This is a genomic window from Bacteroides sp. HF-4919 (genome assembly GCF_018860125.1).
In genome coordinates, this window is record NZ_JAHKNF010000013.1 from 39,411 (window position 1) to 60,220 (window position 20,810).

12 protein-coding genes and 2 tRNA genes are annotated in these 20,810 nt (G+C 49.4%); 4 read left to right on the forward strand and 10 right to left on the reverse strand.

Annotated elements, in window-relative coordinates:
* Positions 1–4 precede the first annotated feature (4 nt).
* The 8 genes from KO473_RS19340 to KO473_RS19375 all read right to left on the reverse strand — a co-directional run bounded on the left by KO473_RS19340 (position 5) and on the right by KO473_RS19375 (position 17,681).
* A complete protein-coding gene (locus tag KO473_RS19340; protein WP_122130701.1) occupies positions 5–1,726 on the reverse strand; it encodes a family 43 glycosylhydrolase in 1,722 nt (573 codons plus the stop codon).
* A gap of 135 nt (positions 1,727–1,861) precedes the next feature.
* On the reverse strand, positions 1,862–3,157 hold the full coding sequence (locus tag KO473_RS19345) for a glucoamylase family protein (RefSeq protein WP_122130700.1): 1,296 nt from the start codon (positions 3,155–3,157) through the stop codon (positions 1,862–1,864).
* Positions 3,158–3,694: 537 nt separating this feature from the next.
* Complete coding sequence (locus KO473_RS19350; RefSeq protein WP_272491579.1) at positions 3,695–5,245, reverse strand: RagB/SusD family nutrient uptake outer membrane protein; 1,551 nt, start codon at positions 5,243–5,245, stop codon at positions 3,695–3,697.
* 95 nt (positions 5,246–5,340) lie between these two features.
* A complete protein-coding gene (locus tag KO473_RS19355; protein WP_122130698.1) occupies positions 5,341–8,337 on the reverse strand; it encodes a TonB-dependent receptor in 2,997 nt (998 codons plus the stop codon).
* 1,124 nt (positions 8,338–9,461) lie between these two features.
* Positions 9,462–11,753, reverse strand: a complete 2,292-nt coding sequence (gene bglX / locus KO473_RS19360) for a beta-glucosidase BglX (protein ID WP_101604009.1) — start codon at positions 11,751–11,753, stop codon at positions 9,462–9,464.
* Between the two features lie 177 nt (positions 11,754–11,930).
* Positions 11,931–14,768 (reverse strand): hypothetical protein, encoded by a 2,838-nt coding sequence (locus KO473_RS19365; protein WP_122130697.1) that lies wholly within the window; start codon positions 14,766–14,768, stop codon positions 11,931–11,933.
* 193 nt (positions 14,769–14,961) lie between these two features.
* Positions 14,962–16,647, reverse strand: coding sequence for a S41 family peptidase (locus tag KO473_RS19370; RefSeq protein ID WP_005781951.1), 1,686 nt, complete (start codon positions 16,645–16,647; stop codon positions 14,962–14,964).
* Positions 16,648–16,691: 44 nt separating this feature from the next.
* Positions 16,692–17,681 (reverse strand): adenosine kinase, encoded by a 990-nt coding sequence (locus KO473_RS19375; RefSeq protein WP_005781950.1) that lies wholly within the window; start codon positions 17,679–17,681, stop codon positions 16,692–16,694.
* An 82-nt stretch (positions 17,682–17,763) separates the two neighbouring features.
* Here KO473_RS19375 and KO473_RS19380 point away from each other — a divergent pair.
* The 3 genes from KO473_RS19380 to KO473_RS19390 all read left to right on the forward strand — a co-directional run bounded on the left by KO473_RS19380 (position 17,764) and on the right by KO473_RS19390 (position 18,377).
* Positions 17,764–17,837 (forward strand) — tRNA-Asn (locus KO473_RS19380).
* Between the two features lie 27 nt (positions 17,838–17,864).
* Positions 17,865–17,938: transfer RNA gene (locus KO473_RS19385), tRNA-Asn, on the forward strand.
* Between the two features lie 157 nt (positions 17,939–18,095).
* Positions 18,096–18,377, forward strand: a complete 282-nt coding sequence (locus KO473_RS19390; RefSeq protein ID WP_005822326.1) for a putative quinol monooxygenase — start codon at positions 18,096–18,098, stop codon at positions 18,375–18,377.
* A gap of 46 nt (positions 18,378–18,423) precedes the next feature.
* Here the strand turns inward: KO473_RS19390 and KO473_RS19395 are convergent, their stop codons facing one another.
* Together KO473_RS19395 and KO473_RS19400 are read right to left on the reverse strand one after the other, a co-directional pair.
* Entirely contained in the window at positions 18,424–19,116 is a 693-nt protein-coding gene (locus tag KO473_RS19395; protein ID WP_005822328.1) for a ComF family protein, read from the reverse strand.
* Between the two features lie 31 nt (positions 19,117–19,147).
* Positions 19,148–19,954: an inositol monophosphatase family protein gene (locus KO473_RS19400; RefSeq protein ID WP_005822330.1), complete on the reverse strand. Its 807-nt coding sequence runs from the start codon at positions 19,952–19,954 to the stop codon at positions 19,148–19,150.
* 123 nt (positions 19,955–20,077) lie between these two features.
* On the opposite strand from KO473_RS19400, the gene KO473_RS19405 reads away from it, so the two are divergent.
* Positions 20,078–20,782 carry a hypothetical protein gene (locus KO473_RS19405; RefSeq protein ID WP_005822332.1) on the forward strand — a complete coding sequence of 235 codons (705 nt, stop codon included), beginning with the start codon at positions 20,078–20,080 and terminating at the stop codon, positions 20,780–20,782.
* The last annotated feature ends 28 nt before the right edge of the window (positions 20,783–20,810 follow it).

The window sequence follows — 20,810 nt, forward strand, 5'->3', positions numbered from 1 at the left end:
GGGATTATTCTACATATTGGGGTTCGGAGGGTAAAGATACACCATTTTCATTAAAGGCCTCCACGGCGAAATAATAATCCTGGTCGGTGGTCAGAGATTTCATGAGCAACTCGGTGCCGTCGTATACCATCCACGAACTGTACAACTTATCGGGAGCGATGCCCCAGAGCACATTGTACCCCTGCGCACCTTTCACTGGTTCCCAACGGATGGTGATGTCCCGCCGGTCGGCATGCCGGTCAAGGGTCAGTTTGCCGGGACGGCGGGGAGCTTTGCCGGAGCCGAGGCCGAATACGCGCAACTCGGAGATAGCCAGATTCGGAGTGGGTACGTCGATGTTCCTATACCGGACGTAACGCACCGTGGCCGGAGTCTCAAGCTCCACATAGTCATTCGGTGTGTCCTTATAACTGCTTTTGCGGTCGACCAGCGTATTCCAGGTCTCTCCGTCGGTAGAACCCTCGATAACGTAGCGATGGCGCAAGCCGGGAATCCGGCCGTACATATCGCTCTGATAGTCGTGATAGTTCACCTGCACGGCACAAACGCGGGCAGGGTTCTCCAGATCGATCATCACCCACTGACGTTCATCGTTCGCCTCAGCAAGCCAGAAGGTCTTGGTCAGCTCGTCCGTCAGCGCAGCAGGTCCGAATCCGCCTTTCACGGCAGACGCTGTCACCGGTTTGCGGTAAGACAGGAGCATCCATCCCCGGAACCGTCCCCTCTTGCCGGGCACAGCGGGGGCATAACGTGGATAATCTCCGAAACGGGTATCTACGTACATGATGCCGTCTTTATCGAATCCGGCAGGAAACATGCAGAGGCGGCGTTCCCAGTTGACATTGATGGAAAGGGCCATCGAAGCAAAATGCCAGTACGCTCCGCCGGGGCCCTGGACCGTGCTTCCGTGTCCGGCACCGTTCATGTATCCGCCCGGTTTATACGACACGGGGTTGTGTTTCTGATAGGTGTAAGGCCCCATCGGATGATCGGCTACATAAACGCCGTCGGCATAGACATTGAACTCAGTGCCGGGAGCACCATACTGCATATAATATCTCCCGTTGTGCTTGGTCAGCCACGGGCCTTCGATATAACCTCCCAGAACCGTGTCGCTGTGGTTCTCGCCGAAACGTTCCCAACCGTGGCGGAGCATGTCGAGGCTGAAAAGCTCTTTCACCTCTCCTTTGGGAAGAAAGCGGTGATTCTTGTCCAACTCCACTCCCCGGATGGGATAGATATTGGACGATCCCCAGAACATATAGGCCTGACCGTCATCGTCGATAAACAGGTCCGGGTCCTGCAGGTTATGCAAGATGGCGGGGGTGGCTTTCCATTCTCCCCGCTTCGGGTCGTCGGAGTAAAGGATACTCATCGAACCGGACGGATCGCCGGTGACGTAGAGCACAGAGTCTTTGTAGTTATGGGCGGCGGGGGCGTTGCTTCCCTGCGGATACCAGTTTTTGGGAGTGATAAAGTCCCAGTTCAGCAGATCCTTAGAATGCCAGTAGCCATTGGAGCGGGTGACGAACATATAGTATTCGCCACGGAACCTGACCACCGCCGGATCGGCACCGGAACGGTAAGAGATGTCCTTGTCGGAGTTATAGATCATATATGTATAATCTATGTTCAGCGGATTGCAGTAGGTATCCTGCCGCATATCCTGTGCGGGAGCAAGAGCCGGGGACAGGAAGAAGAGTAAAAGGAGAAATAGCTGTTTCATGGTTGTAACGGTATGTTTTCACCACAGAGTAACACAGAGTCTCACAGAGAAGTTTTTTCTTTTTAGAAATCCCATTAATAAAAAATCAAAACTCTGTGAGACTCTGTGTTACTCTGTGGTGAACCTTTATCTTATTTATTTTGATTCTGAACTGAACCCCAGTCTCTTCAGCCCTCTCTGCACATCGGGATGGCTCATGAACAGTTTCCAGATCAGCCCCGTGCGGTAATTCTCAATCATTACCACAATAGGGCCCTGGTCGATGGCCAGATAAGAAGGTGCAAACCAGTTCTCGGTCAGGTTGAAGGCATCCTTGAAGCCGTATTCTCCCCAAAGGCGGTCGCCCAACTCTTCGTAAAAGTAACGCATAGCTTCCAGAGAATGTTCTGGAGTATAAGGAATAGAAGAGATGGCCGCGGTCGGAGTGATCACTCCCAGATCGTTCTGCGGGCAATGCGCCGAGTAGCCCAGATGGTTGTCACTTGCCGTCAGTCCCCAGCATTTGCGGCTGTATCCTTTGTACTTCTTCGGGTTGTCAATGCAATAGGCACGGTTGATCAGGGTATGCGCCTTCATCTGCTCACCGTAGTCGGCATAGCGGTCTTTAAGCCCGCGCGGGTCGAGTCCGAGGTAAGAGTAATGGGTGAAGAAGAGCGGTCCGCCAAAGTCGGTGCCCAGCGGCAGACGGATGCCGTAGAACTCCTTCCCGTTCTTAAAGGTGATCGAGTTGGCCCATCCTTTATGATAGACCGATTCGCAGATGGGATAAGTAGGTGAAGAGGCAGCCAGCACATAGGCTATGTGGCACTCGTTCTGCCCTTTCAGCTGATGATTCATTGCCCAGCCGTTATTGGGTGACCAGTGCCAATAGAGAACATCTTCACCTCCACGGGTGAACCAGTCCCACTCGGCCTGATGCCAGAGGGAGTTGATGAGTCCCCGCACCCGGTTTTCAGTGGGAGTATCCCGGTCGAAGTACTGATGGGCTGCCAGCAGTCCTTCGAACATGAAGGCGGATTCTACCAGGTCGGCACCATCATCCTTACGGCTGAAGGGGATTGTCTTTCCGGTTGCACCGTCCATCCAATGTGCCCAGATGCCGTGATAGCTGTCGGCTTTGTTGAGGAACTCTACTATCTTGAGCAGACGTTCTGCTCCTTGCTCACGGGTGATGAAGCCGCGCTCCACTCCGACTATAATTGCCATCACGCCAAAGCCGGAACCGCCGATCGTCGCAACTTCCAGACGGTCGTTGCTGCGCTCACGCGCCAGGCCGGATTCGGGATGGGCAAAATCCCAGAAATAACGGAAGGTTTGTTTCTGGACAAGGGTCATCAACTCGTCGTCGGTCAGTTTCGGACGATTGCCTGCAACGGTGATCTGCAACGAGGAGGCACAGATCAGAAGAAGAAATAATAGGGTATGTTTCATAATGTTTCAAAATCTTATCCCCCGGCCCCTTCTCTTAACCTTTAAGAGAAGGGGAGGTGGCTGCGCGGTGGAGATACGGCGTTCCGCCGTCGAAAGGGAACTGTGTCCCCCTTGCCCTTGTGGGGATTCCGCAGTGCAGAGGGGATGGCGGCCTCCGCCGCCCCGAAGGACGGTGGGGAGGATGCCGGGTGTAATCATGGAATTGATAGTATTGGAATGATTCTATTTAAATGAACTGGTTATATATATACTTTTTAATTGAATGTGAACATAAAGTCGGGGTGAACGCAAACCCAAGAGTGGACACAAAGCTAAACACAAGCACAAACTTAGAAGTAAGTACAAGGCCGAAAGAAAAGAAAACCTACCTTTCCTCTCTCACCCAGCTCTGCCTGCTCCCCACTGCCCTTCGGGGCGGCGGAGACCGCCATCTCTACCGCACTTCGGAATCCCCACAGGGGCAAGGGGGACGCAGTCCCCTTTCGACGGCGGAACGCCGTATTTCCATCGCGCAGCCTCCTCCCCTTCTCTTAAAGGTTAAGAGAAGGGGCCGGGGGATGAGATTTTGAGAACCCCTTGCGAAATATCCACCTGTTTCTGCGGAATGAAGAACGTAGCATGCTTTGCTATCGAGAAGTTTGTCTTCCCGTGTGCCTTCATCATCTTCTCCGCATAGCCCGGCACCACCTTGTCCGCACGGATCAGGTCGAAGAAACGGTGTCCCTCCAAAGCCAGCTCGATGCGGCGCTCGTTCCAGATGATCTCGCGGAGCTTCTCTTTACCGGTTTCCGTAATCTCGGGCAGTCCCACTGTCATATCCGCCGGATGTACTGTTCTGCGAGCACGTGCGCGCACCATCTCCAGTTTGTCGAGGGCTTCCCGGGTTTCACCCAACTCGTTGCAGGCTTCGGCATACATCAGCAGCACATCGGCATAACGCAGAAAGATCAGGTGGCAATTCTGTTTGGCAAACGAATTCTCGTTCCAGTAACCGGTAGGCCAGATGGTCTTTTTGTTGGCACGGGGCGGCACTTCTTTCTTGAAATGGATCTCGCCCTTTCCCTCCAGTGTCTCTCCATCGTAGAAGATGGTTGCCGTACGTCGCGGATCTCCCATTTCATAGGCTTGGTCGAGGGCTTCGGAAGGAGAGAACATCCCCCAGCCCATCACGCCGCGAATGCCCTGCCACTTCACATACTCCGATTCGAGATTGCGTTCGGTCGATTCGCCCCAGAGGTACTGGTCGGCGAGCATCACTTCGTCCGAATAGTAAGAGTTAGGATTGAACAGGTCGCGATAATCCGGGTGCAGGCTGTACTCGCCGCGAGCAATCACCTGACCGGTGTATTTCTTCACGTTGGCATAGTCCCCGCGGAAGAGATATACTTTGGCCAGCAGTCCTTCGGCCGTTCCCTTGGTGGCACGTCCCGACTCTTTCGCACCCCACTCCTGACGGGTAGGCAGATGCTCGGCGGCATAGGTAAGGTCTTCGATGATCTGTTGATAAATGGCATCTTCGGTTGCCCGGGGCTGGTTGTATTCGCCGGGCTGCAACACCTTCGTCACCAAAGGCACCCCGCCGAAAGCACGTACGAGATTGAAGTAGAAGAATCCCCGGAAAAAACGGGCCTGAGCAACGCACTTCACCCGGAGTTCTTCGTTCTTCACCGTGCCCAGATTATCCAGAGCCACATTGCACGAAGCGATAGCTTTATAATTGCCTTCCCACCAGCCGTTGATCTCGGCGGTAGAGGCATCGTAAGTAAAATCGTTGAACAGGTTCAGCCGTGCCACACTGCCGTCGGCCAGCTCACTGCCCGTATCGGAGTTGTCGCCGGGCAGCTCGGTGATGGCAAACCATGAGAACCCGATGATGTCCCACGCCCGGAGTTGGGTATAGATGGCGTTAATACTCATCAACGCGCCTTCTTCTTCGCCGAAGAAGACGTCCTCGGTCAGTTTCCCCTGCGAATCCACATCGAGGAAATCGGCACAGGAAGAAAAGGTCAGTGCCGAAGCCAGTAATATTGAATATATCTTTTTCATTGTAATGGTTTTGGGTTCACCACAGATTACACAGATTTTCACCGATTAATAATTATTTCATTGGTAATAAGATTAAAGTATCCGTGTTAATCGGTGTAATCTGTGGTGAATCGTATTCATGTCTATATCATTTAATATTAGAAAGTAACGTTCAGCCCGAAGCGGCAGGTAGCTGTCACGGGATAGATCTGGCGGTCGATTCCGCCCAGTACTTCGGGTGTGAAGCCGTTATAGCCGGTAAAGTAGGCCAGGTTGTTGCCGGAGAAGTATACTCTCAGGTTCTGCACGGATACCTTCTGCATCCATGACTTCGGGAAGGTATATCCCAACTCGACTGTTTGCAGCTTCACGTACGAACCGCTCTCTACGTAGCGGCTCGACACCTGATAGTTGTTGCCTTCCAAGGTCATTCGCGGTGTCATGGTATTCGGGTTTTTGGGTGTCCAGCGGTCGAGGAAGGAGCGGTCCCAGTTGTCCGAACCGGAGAAGCGTTCTACCTGCTTGGCATTGAATATCTTGTTTCCGAAGTTGCCTTGGAAGTCGATAGAGAGGTCGAATCCTTTCCAGGAAGCACTGATGCCCAGACCGCTGATGAACTTGGGAGTGGGGCTGCCCAGATCCTTACGGTCGTTGGCGGTGATATATCCGTCACCGTCCACGTCTTCGTATATCAGGTCGCCGGGACCTACGTTGTTCTGATACTGTTGTCCGGAATTTCCGGTGGCAGCGGCGGCACGCTCGTTGTACTCCTTGATCTGTGCTTCGTTCTGGAAGATGCCGATCACGTTGTAACCATAGAAATATTTAATCGGCTTTCCTTCTTCGGTCATCTGTACGGATTTTCCGGCACCAATGTCACCACTGGCAATGCGTTTACCTCCCAGGCTGATGACTTCGTTTTTGATCGTCGTTCCGGTCAGGCGTATGCCGTACTGGAAGTCCTTCAGCGAATCTTCCCATTTCACGGTAAAGTCCACACCGCTGTTGCGCACCGCCCCTACGTTTGTTTCTACCGGGGTGAGGCCTACGGAAGCCGGTACGTCTACCGTCACCAGCATGTCTTTCGTATCGCGGCGATAGTAGTCCAGTTCCAGTGAAAAGCGGTTGTTCAGCAGTCCGAGGTCGAAACCGAGGTCCATCTGCTCCGAACGTTCCCAATGGATGCTCCGGTTGGAGAGCGACGTGATGGTTCCGCCGGGATAGAACACGCCGCCAAACACGGCATCGTAAGACGGAGAGATATTGGCAAGCGCACGGTATTTGTCGTTACCTATTTTATCATTACCGATCTGTCCCCAACTTCCTCTGAGCTTCAGGTTGCTCAGCCATTGCACGCGGTCTTTCAGGAATGCTTCTTCCGAGATCCTCCATCCGGCAGCCACTGAGGGGAAGTAGCCCCAACGGTTGTTGGGACCGAACTTAGACGAACCATCGGCACGGACCGAAGCCGTCAGCAGATAGCGGTCCATCAGCGCATAGTTGGCCCGGAAGAGGTAAGACATCATTGTTTCGTGGTATCCGTTGTTGGCTACCGACTTGGAGCTGGCCGAAGCCTGGTCGAGATACCAGTAGTTTTCGTTATCGGAGAAGAAGTCGCGTCCGGTGCCTTCCAGCAATTCATAAACACGCTTCTGCGCCGTGATACCTCCCAAGAGGTTGAGCCGGTTCTTGTCATTGATCTTCCAATCATAAGTCAACAGGTTCTCCCACAGCCAGGTGAAGTCGCGGTCCCAGGTTTTGGAGAGGCTGTTGGTTTCGTTCTTCTGTGTTTCCGAAACATAGTATTTCGGCACGAAATTGCGGCGGCGTCCGTTGATGTAGTCGATGCCGAGGCTGGTTTTAAAGTCAAGCCCGTTCAGGATATTCCAGTTCAGGAAGGCGCTGCCCACGATGCGTTCTTTCCAGTCGTCATTGTTCGTATAATGGAGTGTAGCGACGGGATTGGCGGAAGAAGCGCTTTCGGAATCCATGAAACTTCCGTCCTCATTGTAGGGACGCTTCACGGGACTGATGGTGTAGGCGGCTTTCACCACCGCGCTGTTTTCGTTTTTCTTATGACTGAAAGAGGCCGACAGGTTGTGCCCGATGGTCAGTCGTTTGCTGATCTTGTAGCTATTGTTGGCACGCAGGGTGAAGCGGTTGTAAGTGTTTCCGGTGATGATGCCGTCCTGCTGGTAATATCCCGCGCTGAGGTTGTAGCGCACCTTTTCCGACCCGCCGCTGACGCTGAGCTGATAGTCGCGTACGGAAGCCACACGGAAGATTTCGTCGAACCAGTTGGTTCCTTTGCCCAGTGAAGCAGGGTCGTCAAACTTGGGTTTTCCGCCCGTGTTGACCAGTGCTTCGTTCAGCAGCGTGGCATATTCGGTGGCATTGGCCATCTCGAAGCTGCTGTTGTTGAACTGGAATCCTTCGCTGGCCGTAAAGTTCACCACCGCTTTTCCTTCCGTCCCCTGCTTGGTGGTAACGATGATTACACCGTTGGCACCGCGCGAACCGTACATGGCGGTTGCCGAAGCGTCTTTCAGCACCTCCATCGACTCGATGTCGTGTGTGCTCAGGAAAGAGATGTCGTCCATAAACATTCCGTCTACCACATAAAGGGGGTTGCTGTTATTCGTTGTACCGATACCGCGGATACGCACTTCGGGCGAGCTTCCGGGAGCACCGTTGGCTGAGATATAGACACCGGAGACACGTCCCTGAAGGGCATTCGCCACATTGGGAGTGGCTACTTTCGTAAGGTCTTTGCTCTTCACCGTGCCTACCGAACCGGTCAGATCGGATTTGCGTTGCACGCCGTAACCGACTACAACTACTTCGTCCAACAGCTGATTGTCCTCTTCAAGAGAGATATTCAGCTTTGAAGAGGCGGTTACCTTGACCTCCTGTGCTTTCATGCCGATGTAACTGAAAACAAGAGTGGCGCCCGACGGGACACCTGAAATAGAATAGTTGCCGTCAAAGTCCGTGATAGTTCCGGACGATTGCCCTTTCAGTAGGATACTGGCGCCAATGATAGGCTCTCCTGTTTTCTTCTCGGTGACAACACCCGAGATGGTCAGGCTGCCTTGCGCAAAAGAAAGCGTAGAAAGCAGCAACATCATACATAGGGTAAACAGATTTTTTTTCATCGTTTTGGTACTGATTTAAAATTCTGCTGCAAACTTAGAAGGTAAATTGATGTAAGTCAAAAAAAGGGGTACTACAAGAGTACCATGAAGAAAAAAACGGGATTTCCGGAGTACTGCATCCCTACTACAAAGTGATATAATTAATTAATATTCAATAAAATAAAAAGAGGTTTTAGGAAAGGAAATGAAACGGTTAGGAGGGGTCGAGGCTATTCAGTTTAGAATTCACCACAGAGTACACAGAGGACGCAGAGTTTTAATTTAGACAGAAGAACCAGAGGGCATATTATTCTGATCTGTTCTTTATCTGTTCTTATATCTGAAAACAGATAGAACGCAGCTGATTAATCTCTGTGTCCTCTGTGTCCTCTGTGGTGAATCATATTTATTTCTATATCCGCTATGAAGTATTTACGCTATAGACTTTAATAGAAGAGAGAATCTTTCCGCTTACTATATTCTAAGATAAAAATAATAGACTTGTCTGGTTTAGGAATGGATTCTTTCCGGATGAAAGAGACGGGTAGTGAAAGAGAGGAAAGCAGCTCTTCATTTTGTATCAATTTAAGAGCAAATTTTCTCCTTATAGAATGTTACAACTAATTACCAATAGTCATTTGGAGTCGTTTTATCCCTTAAAAATTGAGATCACGATCTCAATTTTTCGTCGTCGAGACGATGTCTTCGTGAGATCACGACGACGATATATAGGCATCTAAATGACATTTTTGCAATTTTCCTGTTTTGTACAAAAAAGAAACCGCTACAAGTAGCGGTTTCCTAAATAATAATGTAAATATGAATGAATTGATTTTAAGTCTTTTTCAAGTCTGGATTTTATTGTGACGGAGATTAAAGTTAGGTTTATCTTATAATTCTACAAAGATAAAACAATAAATTGAAAATGCAATCTTATTTTCTATATTATTCATGCGAATCAGTAATTGATAGCCAATTAACGTACTGGGAATATCTATAGAAGGAAAGAGTTGAATAGTCGCTTGATTCACCACAGAGTTGCACAGAGCCTCACCGAATTTTGATCTTTGGTTTATAGGATATTTGAAAGAAAAAGCTTTTCTATGAGACTCCGTGCCCTCTGCGGTAAACTCTTATTCACAGTTTCATTTCCTCAGCAAGAATCTTGCCTTTTTCACATCCCGGCTGTTTCCGCCGATCATTACATCGAAGTCGCCCGGTTCGCAAACAAATTGCAAATCATAATTATAGAACTTCAACAATTCCGGTGTGATGCTGAAACTGACTTTGCGGGACTCTCCGGCTTTAAGGAAAATCTTCTCGAAACCTTTCAGCTCCTTCACCGGACGGGTGACACTGCCCACCAGGTCACGGATGTAGAGCTGAACCACCTCTGCACCGTCGCGACTGCCGGTATTGGTGACGGTAACGGTTGCCGTCAGTTCTCCGTCGGCACTCATCTCTGTGCTGCTCAGGTGGATATCGCTGTAAGCAAACGTTGTGTAGGACAATCCGTAACCGAACGGATAGAGCGGCTCGTTGCTCACATCGAGGTAATTGCTGCGGAACTTCTCGAACCAACGTCCTTCCTGCAACGGCCGACCGGTATTCTTATGATTGTAGAACAATGGGATTTGCCCCACATTTTGCGGGAAAGTAGCGGTCAGCTTTCCACTGGGATTGACATCACCGAAAAGGACATCGCCAATGGCATAAGCGGCTTCACTCCCTCCGAACCACACGTTCAGGATGGCAGGCACGTGTTCCTCCTCCCAAGTAAGCACCAGCGGGCGGCCGGTGAAGAGTACGAGCACAACGGGTTTTCCTGTTTTGAGCAATTCCTGCAACAGCGCTCTCTGCACGTCCGGCATTTCCAGATTGGTGCGGGAGCTGCTCTCTCCACTCATCTCGGATGATTCGCCCAGCGCGGCGACAATGACATCGGCTTTGGCAGCCACTTTCAGTGCCTCGTCCAGGAGCTCGCGATCCGTACGGTTATCTCTGTGCAGTTCGCGTCCGAACATCGTGGCGCGCTTTTCATATTCGGCATCGCCTATCAGATTACTTCCTTTGGCGGTTACCACCTCCGCACGGTTACCGACTACTTCTTTGAGCCCTTCGACCAGCGAAGGAGCATTATCCAGTACGGCAGCCACGCTCCAGGTGCCCGGCATGTTGGAACGGGTATCGGCAAGCGGACCGACTACGGCAATGGTACCCTTCTTGCTGAGTGGCAACACACCTTCGTTTTTCAGCAGTACAAAGCTCTCCGAAGCCGTCTTACGGGCAACGGCACGATGTTCCTTGGTGAAAATCTGTTTCTTGGGACGGCTTACGTCACAATACTTATAAGGATCGTCAAACAGTCCCAACTTATACTTTGCTTCCAGAATGCGGCGGCAGGCGGCGTCGATGGCAGCTGCCGATACTTTGCCTTCTTCCACCGATTTCTTCAGTGTACCGCTGAAGGCGTCGCTCACCATATCCATATCGACCCCGGCATTCAGAGCAAGGGCGGCAACTGTCTGCTGGTCACCCATACCGTGATCGATCATCTCGTTGATACCGGTATAGTCCGTCACCACGAATCCGCCGAAACCCCACTGCTTGCGCAGCACATCGGTCATCAGCCATTTGCTGCCGGTGGCGGGCACACCGTCCACTTCGTTGAACGAGGCCATCACGCTTCCGACACCTGCCTCGACCGCGGCTTGGTAGGGCAGCATGTATTCATTAAACATACGCTGGCGGCTCATGTCTACCGTATTATAATCACGTCCCGCCTCAGATGCGCCATAAAGGGCAAAGTGCTTCACACAAGCCATTATCTCGTCATTACGGCTCATGTCCTTTCCCTGATACCCGCGTATCATGGCACGGGCGATGGCAGCACCGAGGAACGGGTCTTCGCCGTTCCCCTCGGACACACGTCCCCAGCGCGGGTCACGGCTGACGTCCACCATCGGACTGAATGTCCACGAGATACCGTCGGCACTGGCCTCGATGGCGGCTATACGGGCGGACTCCTCGATGGCTTTCATATCCCAGGTGCACGACAAGCCGAGAGGAATAGGGAAAATGGTTTCGTATCCGTGTATCACGTCCATACCGAACAACAGGGGAATACCGAGACGGCTCTCCTCCACCGCCTGCCGCTGGACCTCACGGATGCGTTCTACCCCTTTCAGGTTGAACAGTCCCCCTACTTCTCCGTTACGGATGCGTTTGGCCACATCACTGCTTTTTGCCTGTCCGGTAGTGATCTCTCCGGTCACGGGCAGGTTGAGCTGGCCGATCTTCTCCTCCAGCGTCATCTTTTTCATTAACTGGTCGATAAAGCGGTCCATATCCCGGGGGGCCTTTTGCGCCTGTACCCCGGCGGCCACTATGACCAAAGAAGCGGCGAACGCCTGCATTCTTCGTACAAAATGTTTCATGGTCTTTACAGTTTTAGTATCTATTTACGAATATTCCGACTTTGCAGGTACAAATAAAGCGAATCTCCGGCAAATGCCTTCCATTTATCCATACGGCAAGAATACTACAAACCCGAAAAAACAAAAAAAGAAGTACTGCATTAGTACTTCTTTTCATATCAATCATTTAATTTCCAACTACTTGAAGGAGATCATAAAATCCGTCAGGCTGCTCTCCGGAGGAAGTCCCAACTTCTTGCGCAGACGATAGCGGGCAGCGTCGACACCCCTTACGGAAATGTTCATCAGCTTCGCAATCTCCTTCGTCGGCAGGTTGAGCCGGAGCAGCGCGCACAGGCGCAAATCGCCGGAAGTCAGGTCAGGGAACTTTTCTTTCAGGTTCCGGAAGAAATTCTCGTGTATCCGGTCGAAGTTGGACTGGAACATATTCCAGCTCTCTTCGTCGGAGACAATATTCTGATTGATCATCGAAAGCAGCTTATCCAGGTTCTTGCGGGTATATTGCCCGGAGAGTTTCTGCTGCTGCAATTCCTCTTTCAGCGAGCTCAGGAACTCCTGATGCGCGATGTTGGTCATCACCACGCCCGAAAGCTCTTTGCTCTTAAAGCGGAGGTCGGCCTCGAGTTGCTCCTTCTCCAGTGCCATGATCTTCTTTTCCTGCTGCTCTATCTCTGCTTTATGGTGCGCGCGCTGACGGTCGATGACGGCATCTTTCTTCTTCTTGGTATAGACGTAGACCCCGTAAAGGAGCCCCAACAGAAATGCCAGCCCGGAGAGAGCGTAAACGGCAATGGCTACGTACGAAAGATACCAGGGACGCAGGATACGGAAAGGCAGTTCGACAGCAGCAACCACCCCGCCGTCATCGTACACCTCGGCACGGAAGCGATAAGAACCGAATGGCAGCCGGGTAAAGTCTTTCTGCAAATCGGGAAGTCCCTCGATCCACTTGCCGGACAACCCCTCGAGGCGGTAACGCACATGAAACGCAAAATCATTGTAAACGGGATAGGCAAGAGAGATGCCTACATTGTTGAAAGCGGGGGCTATCTCATCATCTCCCGAAACCGGAAGTTGCAGCCGCTCGCCCGTCTGCTCGTTGAATGCCGAAAAGCCGGAGATCCATAAAGACGGTTGCTCACGGGACTTGTACAGCCCGGTGCTGTCGGCAGCAATACGGGCAAAGGAGTTATTGAGGCAGAGGTAAGAGCAATCATTCCGCTTGTCGTATACCATCCGGGCCAGCCCCTCGATGGGAAGGTTGCCAAACATGGAGAAGGGTATTCTCCGCTCCACCTTAAAGTCGTTCACGGTACATCTCACCAGACAGGCCTCGCGGTCGCTGAGAAACCAGTACAGATCGCCTTTCATGGCGGTGACGGTGTGGATATCCCGGAGTGCGGCCAACTGTTCGTTCATCGCTTTGTAGGGAATAATGGAATCCGCCATGTCGTCATAAGTGTAGAAGTTCCGCCCGTCCGAGAAGGCGACACGTCCGTTTACCTTGAAAAGGTAACAATGCCCGCCCGGATTCCCCGACAGAGAGTCGTACTGCTTCAGGTCCGTCACCTGCTTCAACGCTTCATCGAGACGCACTCGGTAAAGCCCCTTGCGCATGTGCTGCACCCAGATGTTGCCGTGAGGATCCACTTCGATGTTCTTTGCCATGTGGCTGAAGTTGCGCACCGAATTGGAGAAGTACCACTCACCGGCAGCATTCTTCTTATAAATATTCAGATAAGTGTAGGTACCTTGTATCAGGAGCTCTTCCCCACCGATCTGCGCCTGCCGCATACACATAGCTCCCCGTACGTCGGAAAGAAGCCGGGCCTGCATGCCTTTAATCTGGAAAGTACCTTTATTGTGTCCGCAAAGCACCTGGTCGCCCCATTCGCCGATGGTCCATGCCTGCTCTTCGAGTCCCGGAACCAGTTCCAGGAGGTTATCTTCAAGCCGGTACAACCCTTGGTTGGAAGCGATATAGGCATCCTTTTCACGTACCAGCACGTCATACACCATTCCGACCTTGCGACGCACCGGCTCGAAATGATAAATCAGCGAATTGTTGCGCACGTAGGCAATGCCGTTGTCGAGGGCTGTCCAGATATTATTGTCTATATCGCAATACAGCCCCAGGACGGTGTTATTCTCCAACTGGTTGTCAGCGTTCTCTTTCCAGAGCAGGCGTCCTTCTTTACTGAAGGCATACAGCCCGTTGGAGATGGTTCCTATCACGTAGCAAGAGTCTTTCGTCATCACTGCCCGATTGACGGTATGACGTTTCAACTCCTCATCACAATCTGTATGCCAGGGACGAATGCCGGAGGAGGTATAAAGATACCCACCGCTGTTACGGGTCAGCAACAACATTCCACCGGGATAGGGCAAACCTGCCAGTACGTCGCTGTTGCCCAACTCCTGTCGGGAGATCAACGGAGTAAACCTATCACCCGTAAAGGCACAAACACCTGCATTGATCAGTTGGGAATAAACCGTATCCCCTACCCGGAACAGATTCAGGGGCAGTTCATGGCAGCGGACTCCTTTCGTCGTCGTGCCATCGTATATGAAGTATGAACCGAATGACTGGAAGACGATGTTCCCTTCCTGCTCCACGATAGTCCATATCTCGTCATTGTGAAAATTGAACCCTTTCACCTGATCTTTCAGGGAATGATATTCCAGCAAGTTCAGGTCGTTCTCTTCAAAATAACCGAACTCCTCGAACGATCCGACGTAGATACGCCCGTCGGAAGCCACGTAAACGGCACGCACAATGCCCGACGCCGGCAAAGGAAACAGCTTCCACCGGCTTCCGTCATACCGGAGCAGTCCGCTGTTGTTGCCAAAGTACATGACGCCCCGCCCGTCCTGCGCAACGGCCCAGTTTTCGTTACCGGCATTATAGTCGAGAACAGAATAATTGCGGACAATAGGTGAAAAAGGGACAGGGTTGCCCCGACAAGGAAGAGAAAGAGTACAAACAAAAACAAGGAACAATAACAGATTCTTCATCAGTCAGTCGTCTTTAGAAAAATTCTTTGTGCGGAAAAAGCAGAGCTATCTTATCGGACGTTGATAGTTTGTTTTCACCACAGAGGACACAAAGTAACACAAAGTGAGTTTTAAGTCATTGATTATCGATGTTGATAATCCGTGAAAGTCAGTGTAATCTGTGGTGAAAAGACTTTTGACACAGCCCCATTTATTATTTCTTTACCGGAGCACTCAAAGTTTCTTTGTATTTGACCGGATCGGCCAATATCTTGAGAGCGGCTTGCAGCCCATCGTCATCCTTCAATTGCTGGATGATCCCTCCACGTGTATAGTAGTAACGCTTGATGATCTCATCGGCAATCATCGACTTGATATCTTTTGAGAAGTAATCGAGATCGCGGTCCAGATTATGAGTCAGTTTCTTCTCCAGTGCCTTGATCTCCTCCGATGCTTCATCCAGATACCCTTCGAACTTGGCAGCTTCTTTCAGCGTCTTCATGATCTTCTCACTCTGCTGGTCATACTTGAAGTCGGCTTTCTTCACCATTGCCTTGAAGTCGTTATAGTCGGCATCGGTCACCTTGAACTCCTGCGGAGAAGGGATGGACGGATGCTTCAGGCAGTACTGCGTTGCATAATCGAAAATCAGGTTATCACGCACCAGATAGAAGAGGATATTAGGCAACTTTTCCTGTTTCACTTCGATATCCGGCATCACACCTCCACCGTCGCGAACTTCACGTCCGGCTGCCGTATGGAATACGGTAGTCAGGCTGTCGGGGATGATACCTACACTGCCGTCCTCATTGCGGTGTTTATAGTCGATGGCCTGTACGCAACGTCCGCTGGGGATATAATACTTAGAAGTCGTGAGTTTCATCACACCTCCGTAAGGCAACGGACGGGTGGTCTGCACCAATCCCTTTCCAAACGTACGGCTTCCCACAATCACGGCACGGTCGAAATCTTGGAAAGCTCCCGAAAGGATTTCGGACGCGGAAGCAGTGCCTCCGTTTACCAATACGGTAATAGGAATATCGAGATCCAGCGGTTCACGCAATGTCTTATACGTATTGCTGGCCTGTTTGGTCTTTCCCTTGGTAGTCACGATCACTTTGCCGCGGGGCAAAAAGAAATTGGCAATCTCTACTGCTTCTTCCAGACGTCCGCCACCGTTTCCGCGCAGGTCAATCACCAATGAGGTGATGCCCTCTTTCTTTAGTCTCAGGAATGTCTTCTTAAAATCTTTGGAAGGAGTACCAGAGAAGGTGCTCAGATTGATATAACCTACATTCTTATTAAAGATGGTATCGTAAGGAATCATCGGAGTCTGGATGGTTTGACGTACAATATTAAACTCCAACGGCCGGGTGCCACCCTTTTCGTCCGGACGCTCTACCTTCAGCTTAAAGCTCGTACCTACTGCCCCCCGAAGCATCTGGCTCACCTCTTGGTTGTTTTTTCCCGCCAGATCTTTTCCGTCTATCTCCATCAGGATATCGCCTGCCTTCAGTCCGATTTTAGCAGCAGGGGTTCCTTCAAAAGGCTCGGCTATCATCGAACGTTTCAGTTTCTGGTTGTACGTGATTAAAGATCCGATACCTCCGAACGAAGCGTTCAACATCTGTTGCAGTTCAGCCTGGTCGTCCTCCGGATAATATTCCGTATACGGATCGAGTGACGAGAGCATATAGTCGATCCCCTCACGAACCGTCTTATTCGGATCGAGCGTATCTACGTAAAACATATCGAGTTCTTTGACGATAGAATTAAAGGTATCCAGATTCTTAGCAATCTGGAAATTGCGGTCGTCACCGCTCTTGAAACTAAAGAATGCTACGACAACCAATGCGGCTGCCAACAGGACACCATTTCGTCTATTCAGAAACTTTTTCATACACTTTTCGTTAAAATGAGACGTAAAAGTAACTCATTGCCTGCTTACTCTGACAGAACTTCGTTAATATTTAACTTTATTTCATCCCAACGCTCGCAAGGAATCGTGGTTCCAACTATCTGTATAACATTTCCGGAGAGAATTGAACCAATCTTTGCACATTTCTCTAAAGAATAGCCGCAAGTCAGCCCGTACAGAAATCCAGCAGCGAAATAATCACCTGCTCCCGTCGTATCGATCACTCTCTCTACAGGAATGGCCTCTACTTTGATCTCCTCCGTACCCTTACGGATGTAAGAACCATTTCCACCTACCTTTACAATGGCGATACTGCATTTCTTGCTGATCAGTTCAAGGGCTTCCTTCGGGTCTTCTTTACCCGTAAACGCCTTTGCCTCTTCTTCATTGGCGAAAACAATATCTACATACTTATTTATTAATAAAGAGAAGAACTCAAGATCGCCTGCCACGATATTATAACTTGCCATATCGAGGCAAACCTGCAAACCGGCTTCCTTTGCCAACTCAATGGCATGAAGAATCATATCGTGATCCTGCACCAGATATCCCTCTATAAGCAGATAAGCATAACCTTTGAACATATCCAGTGTCAGATCTTCGGCTCTCAGCGTAGAAGCAGCACCGAGATAAGTACCAAAAGTACGTTCTCCGTCCGGAGAAATAAAAGTAGAAGCGACTCCCGACGGCAGATCAGACGTTAATAATTTATCTTCGATGCCATTTTTCTGCAGATTCTCCCGAAAAAAGTTTCCGTAAGCGTCATTTCCGACTTTTCCGATGAAACCGGTTCCGGCACCCAGACAGGCGAGTCCAAGTATGGAATTTGCCGCTGCTCCACCGGTCGCCAAGTGGGTTTTCATCTGACTGAATTGTTCGTTAATCTGCTGTAACTTAGCATCATCAATAAGTTGCATGCTTCCCTTGGGTAATCCCATTTCATCAAGGAGTGTATCATCTTTCAGGGTTGCAAGTACGTCTACCAGGGCGTTGCCCAATCCAATTATTTTATCCATTTCACTATTTTTTTTTGCAAAGATATTGCATATTTCAAAATATCCTATTACTTTTGCATCGCAATTGAGAAAAACAAATCATTCTTCCTTAGCTCAGTCGGTTAGAGCATCTGACTGTTAATCAGAGGGTCCTTGGTTCAAGTCCAAGAGGAAGAGCTAAGTTCAAATTCTCAGTTGCTAAATTCTTCCTTAGCTCAGTCGGTTAGAGCATCTGACTGTTAATCAGAGGGTCCTTGGTTCAAGTCCAAGAGGAAGAGCAAACAAAGGTTCGTCATTACGGCGGACCTTTTTTGTTTTTACATTGTGAGTAAGAGACAAGTGATTCCTACAAATTTATTCAAAATGAAAAGGAGAGTATCACCATTTATACGTAAATTTGCGGAACGAGAATCATCTTAATTATAGATTATCATTATGGAGAAGAAAACAATCGTAGCACGTGTGGAAGTGCTACCCGGCAAAGAACAAGCATTTCTACAGGCGGCTGATGCTTTAATCAAAGGTACAAGGGCAGAAGAGGGTAATATTAGTTATAACTTATATCAAAACCCGTCACAACCCGTAGCTTTCATTTTCTACGAAGAGTACAAAGACCAGCATGCCATGGATATACATGCGGCATCCCCCCATTTCCAGGCTTTTGGAAAGGCAATCAAGGAAATGCTGGCATCCGATTTGATAATTGAAACTTTTTAAATAGATACGAGGGTGCTTCAATGCACCCTCATATTTATCACTTCATCTATTCGGCCACGGCCAATGTCAACACACTGATCCGTACTCCTTCAACTTCAAAAAGCGTAGATGCACAGGCCACAGTTGTAGATCCGGTAGTCAGCACATCATCAATAATCAGTACATGTTTCCCTTGGAAACAGACTACATCACACAAATTGAAAATACCTTCCACATTTTCCGAACGTTCAAAAGTCGATTTGCGGGTTTGAGTCTCTGTATTCTTTTCCCGTATCACGCTCTTCGCATTCAGCGGAATCCCCGTCACAGAAGCTATACCACGTGCAATCCATTCACTCTGATTGTATCCTCTTAACTTCTGTTTTTCCTTATGCAAAGGTACAGGAACAATCACATCCACATGATCAAAGAAGCCACAAGAAACTAATTCTGCCGCCATATAGCGTCCCATCACTTCGCCCAGTTCTTTGTATCCACTATATTTCAGCAGATGCAAGATACGTCTGAAATCACTACCTTTACGATAAAAGAGAAAGGAAGAAGCTCTTTCAAGAACCGGAATACGTCCCCAGAAAAGACACTCAACCGGATTATCCTTTCGCAGATGAAATCCGGTACGGGGCAAGTTCATATTACAACGAATACACAAGCACTCCTCTTCTTTCGACAGCGGAGCTCCACAAACCACGCAACAACGTGGGAACAAAAGAGACCAAAAAGAGTCGAACCAAGTATTCATGATGTGTTTTCTATTTGATCAATGACCGAAACTACATATCCAACGGAGGAACTTCTTTCAGCAACTGCTGAAAGACAGGATGCAAAGGGCCGTTAGTAGCGATTATATGATGCCCTTCTATGAAATGTCCATTTCCATAAAAGTCAGTTACTTTTCCACCCGCTTCCAATACAATCAACGCCGCAGCCGAATAATCCCATTTCCCGATAAATGCTTCTGCCCAAGCATCAAAACGTCCGGCAGCCACATAGCAAAGAGCCGACGCAGCCGAACCATTCATCCGAATTCCCCCTACCACTCCATACAATTGCTTCAGCAGATATTCTGCCGTCCGTTTATACTGTTGATGATTATAGGGAAGTTCGGTTATTACAAACGCCTCTTCAATGTTCCCCACTTTCGAGACATGCAGCTCTTCTCCGTTCATCCAAGCCTTCCCACCTTTCCAGGCATAAAAACACTCATCCCTGCAAACTTCGTATACTACACCTAAAAGTAGCTCCGTACGACTCCGGAGGGCAATACTGACACAATATGGAGCATTGTCATGAATATAATTAGTTGTTCCGTCCAGCGGATCAATTACCCAGCAATATGCCTCATCTTTATAAACACCAGAACCTTCCTCGGCAATAAACCCGGCCTCGGGCAACAGAGCAGACAGTTGCCCCACTAACAGCCTCTCAGATTCCTTATCGACATATGATACATAATCATGCGCATGCTTCTCTACTACACTCTCCCGGCTAAAGTTCTGCCGTTCTTCTCTCAGAAAATTCCCCGCTTCGGTTGCTATCCGGCGCACCTCAGTAGTAAGTTGTTGAAGTTCCAGTTCCATATTCGACTTTTAACGTATTTCGGCAAAGATAAATGATTCTTTTGAAAAAACATTGCAGCATTCGGCATATCTCTGCGTCTAAAAGACATAAAAGACTTAACTATGCAAAAATTCAGATTGACAATGCTATTTATCATTTGCGGCAACGGATTTGCTTATGCGCAAACATTCAACGAAACGCCCATACCTGCCTTTACACTGCACAAAGAAATGAAAACCCCTCAAATCTTCAAACTACCCGAAATAAACAATACTTTGTCAGAAACCAACCCTGCTTTCAATAACAGTATGCCGTTAGTCAAACAATACGAACTGAGAAAAAAATTCTCCTATCTGGATCCCGTCTTCACCGGTTATTTTAATCAGCAACAGTACCGATTGTTCAATTCCCGCTATTTCGGATACGAATTATACGGTTCCAGTTATTCACTCCGGGGAGTAGGTACACAGAATATGGCAGGTGGCAGATTGGTATATCGTCTTAACAGACAACTGGCTATCCGGATAGGTGGCAATGCCTATCAATACCGCTCTAACGGACGGATGTTTAATGATTTTACCCTTAACGCAGACCTTACCTATCGTCTGAATAATTGGCTGACCGCTTATATTTACGGACAATACCGGCTGGACTGTAATCCCAACTCCGGTGTACAAGGTTTCCCGTTATCTCCACAATCCCATTACGGCGCTTCATTCCGGATAAACCTCCTGGAAAGGAAAGAATATGGTCTCGACCTGAATCTGGGTACCGACAGAAGTTACAATGCTGCTACCCAGCAATGGGAAAATACTTATAAGATAGGCCCAACCATACGATTAAAATAACCAACCCAATATAAACCTGACTATGAAG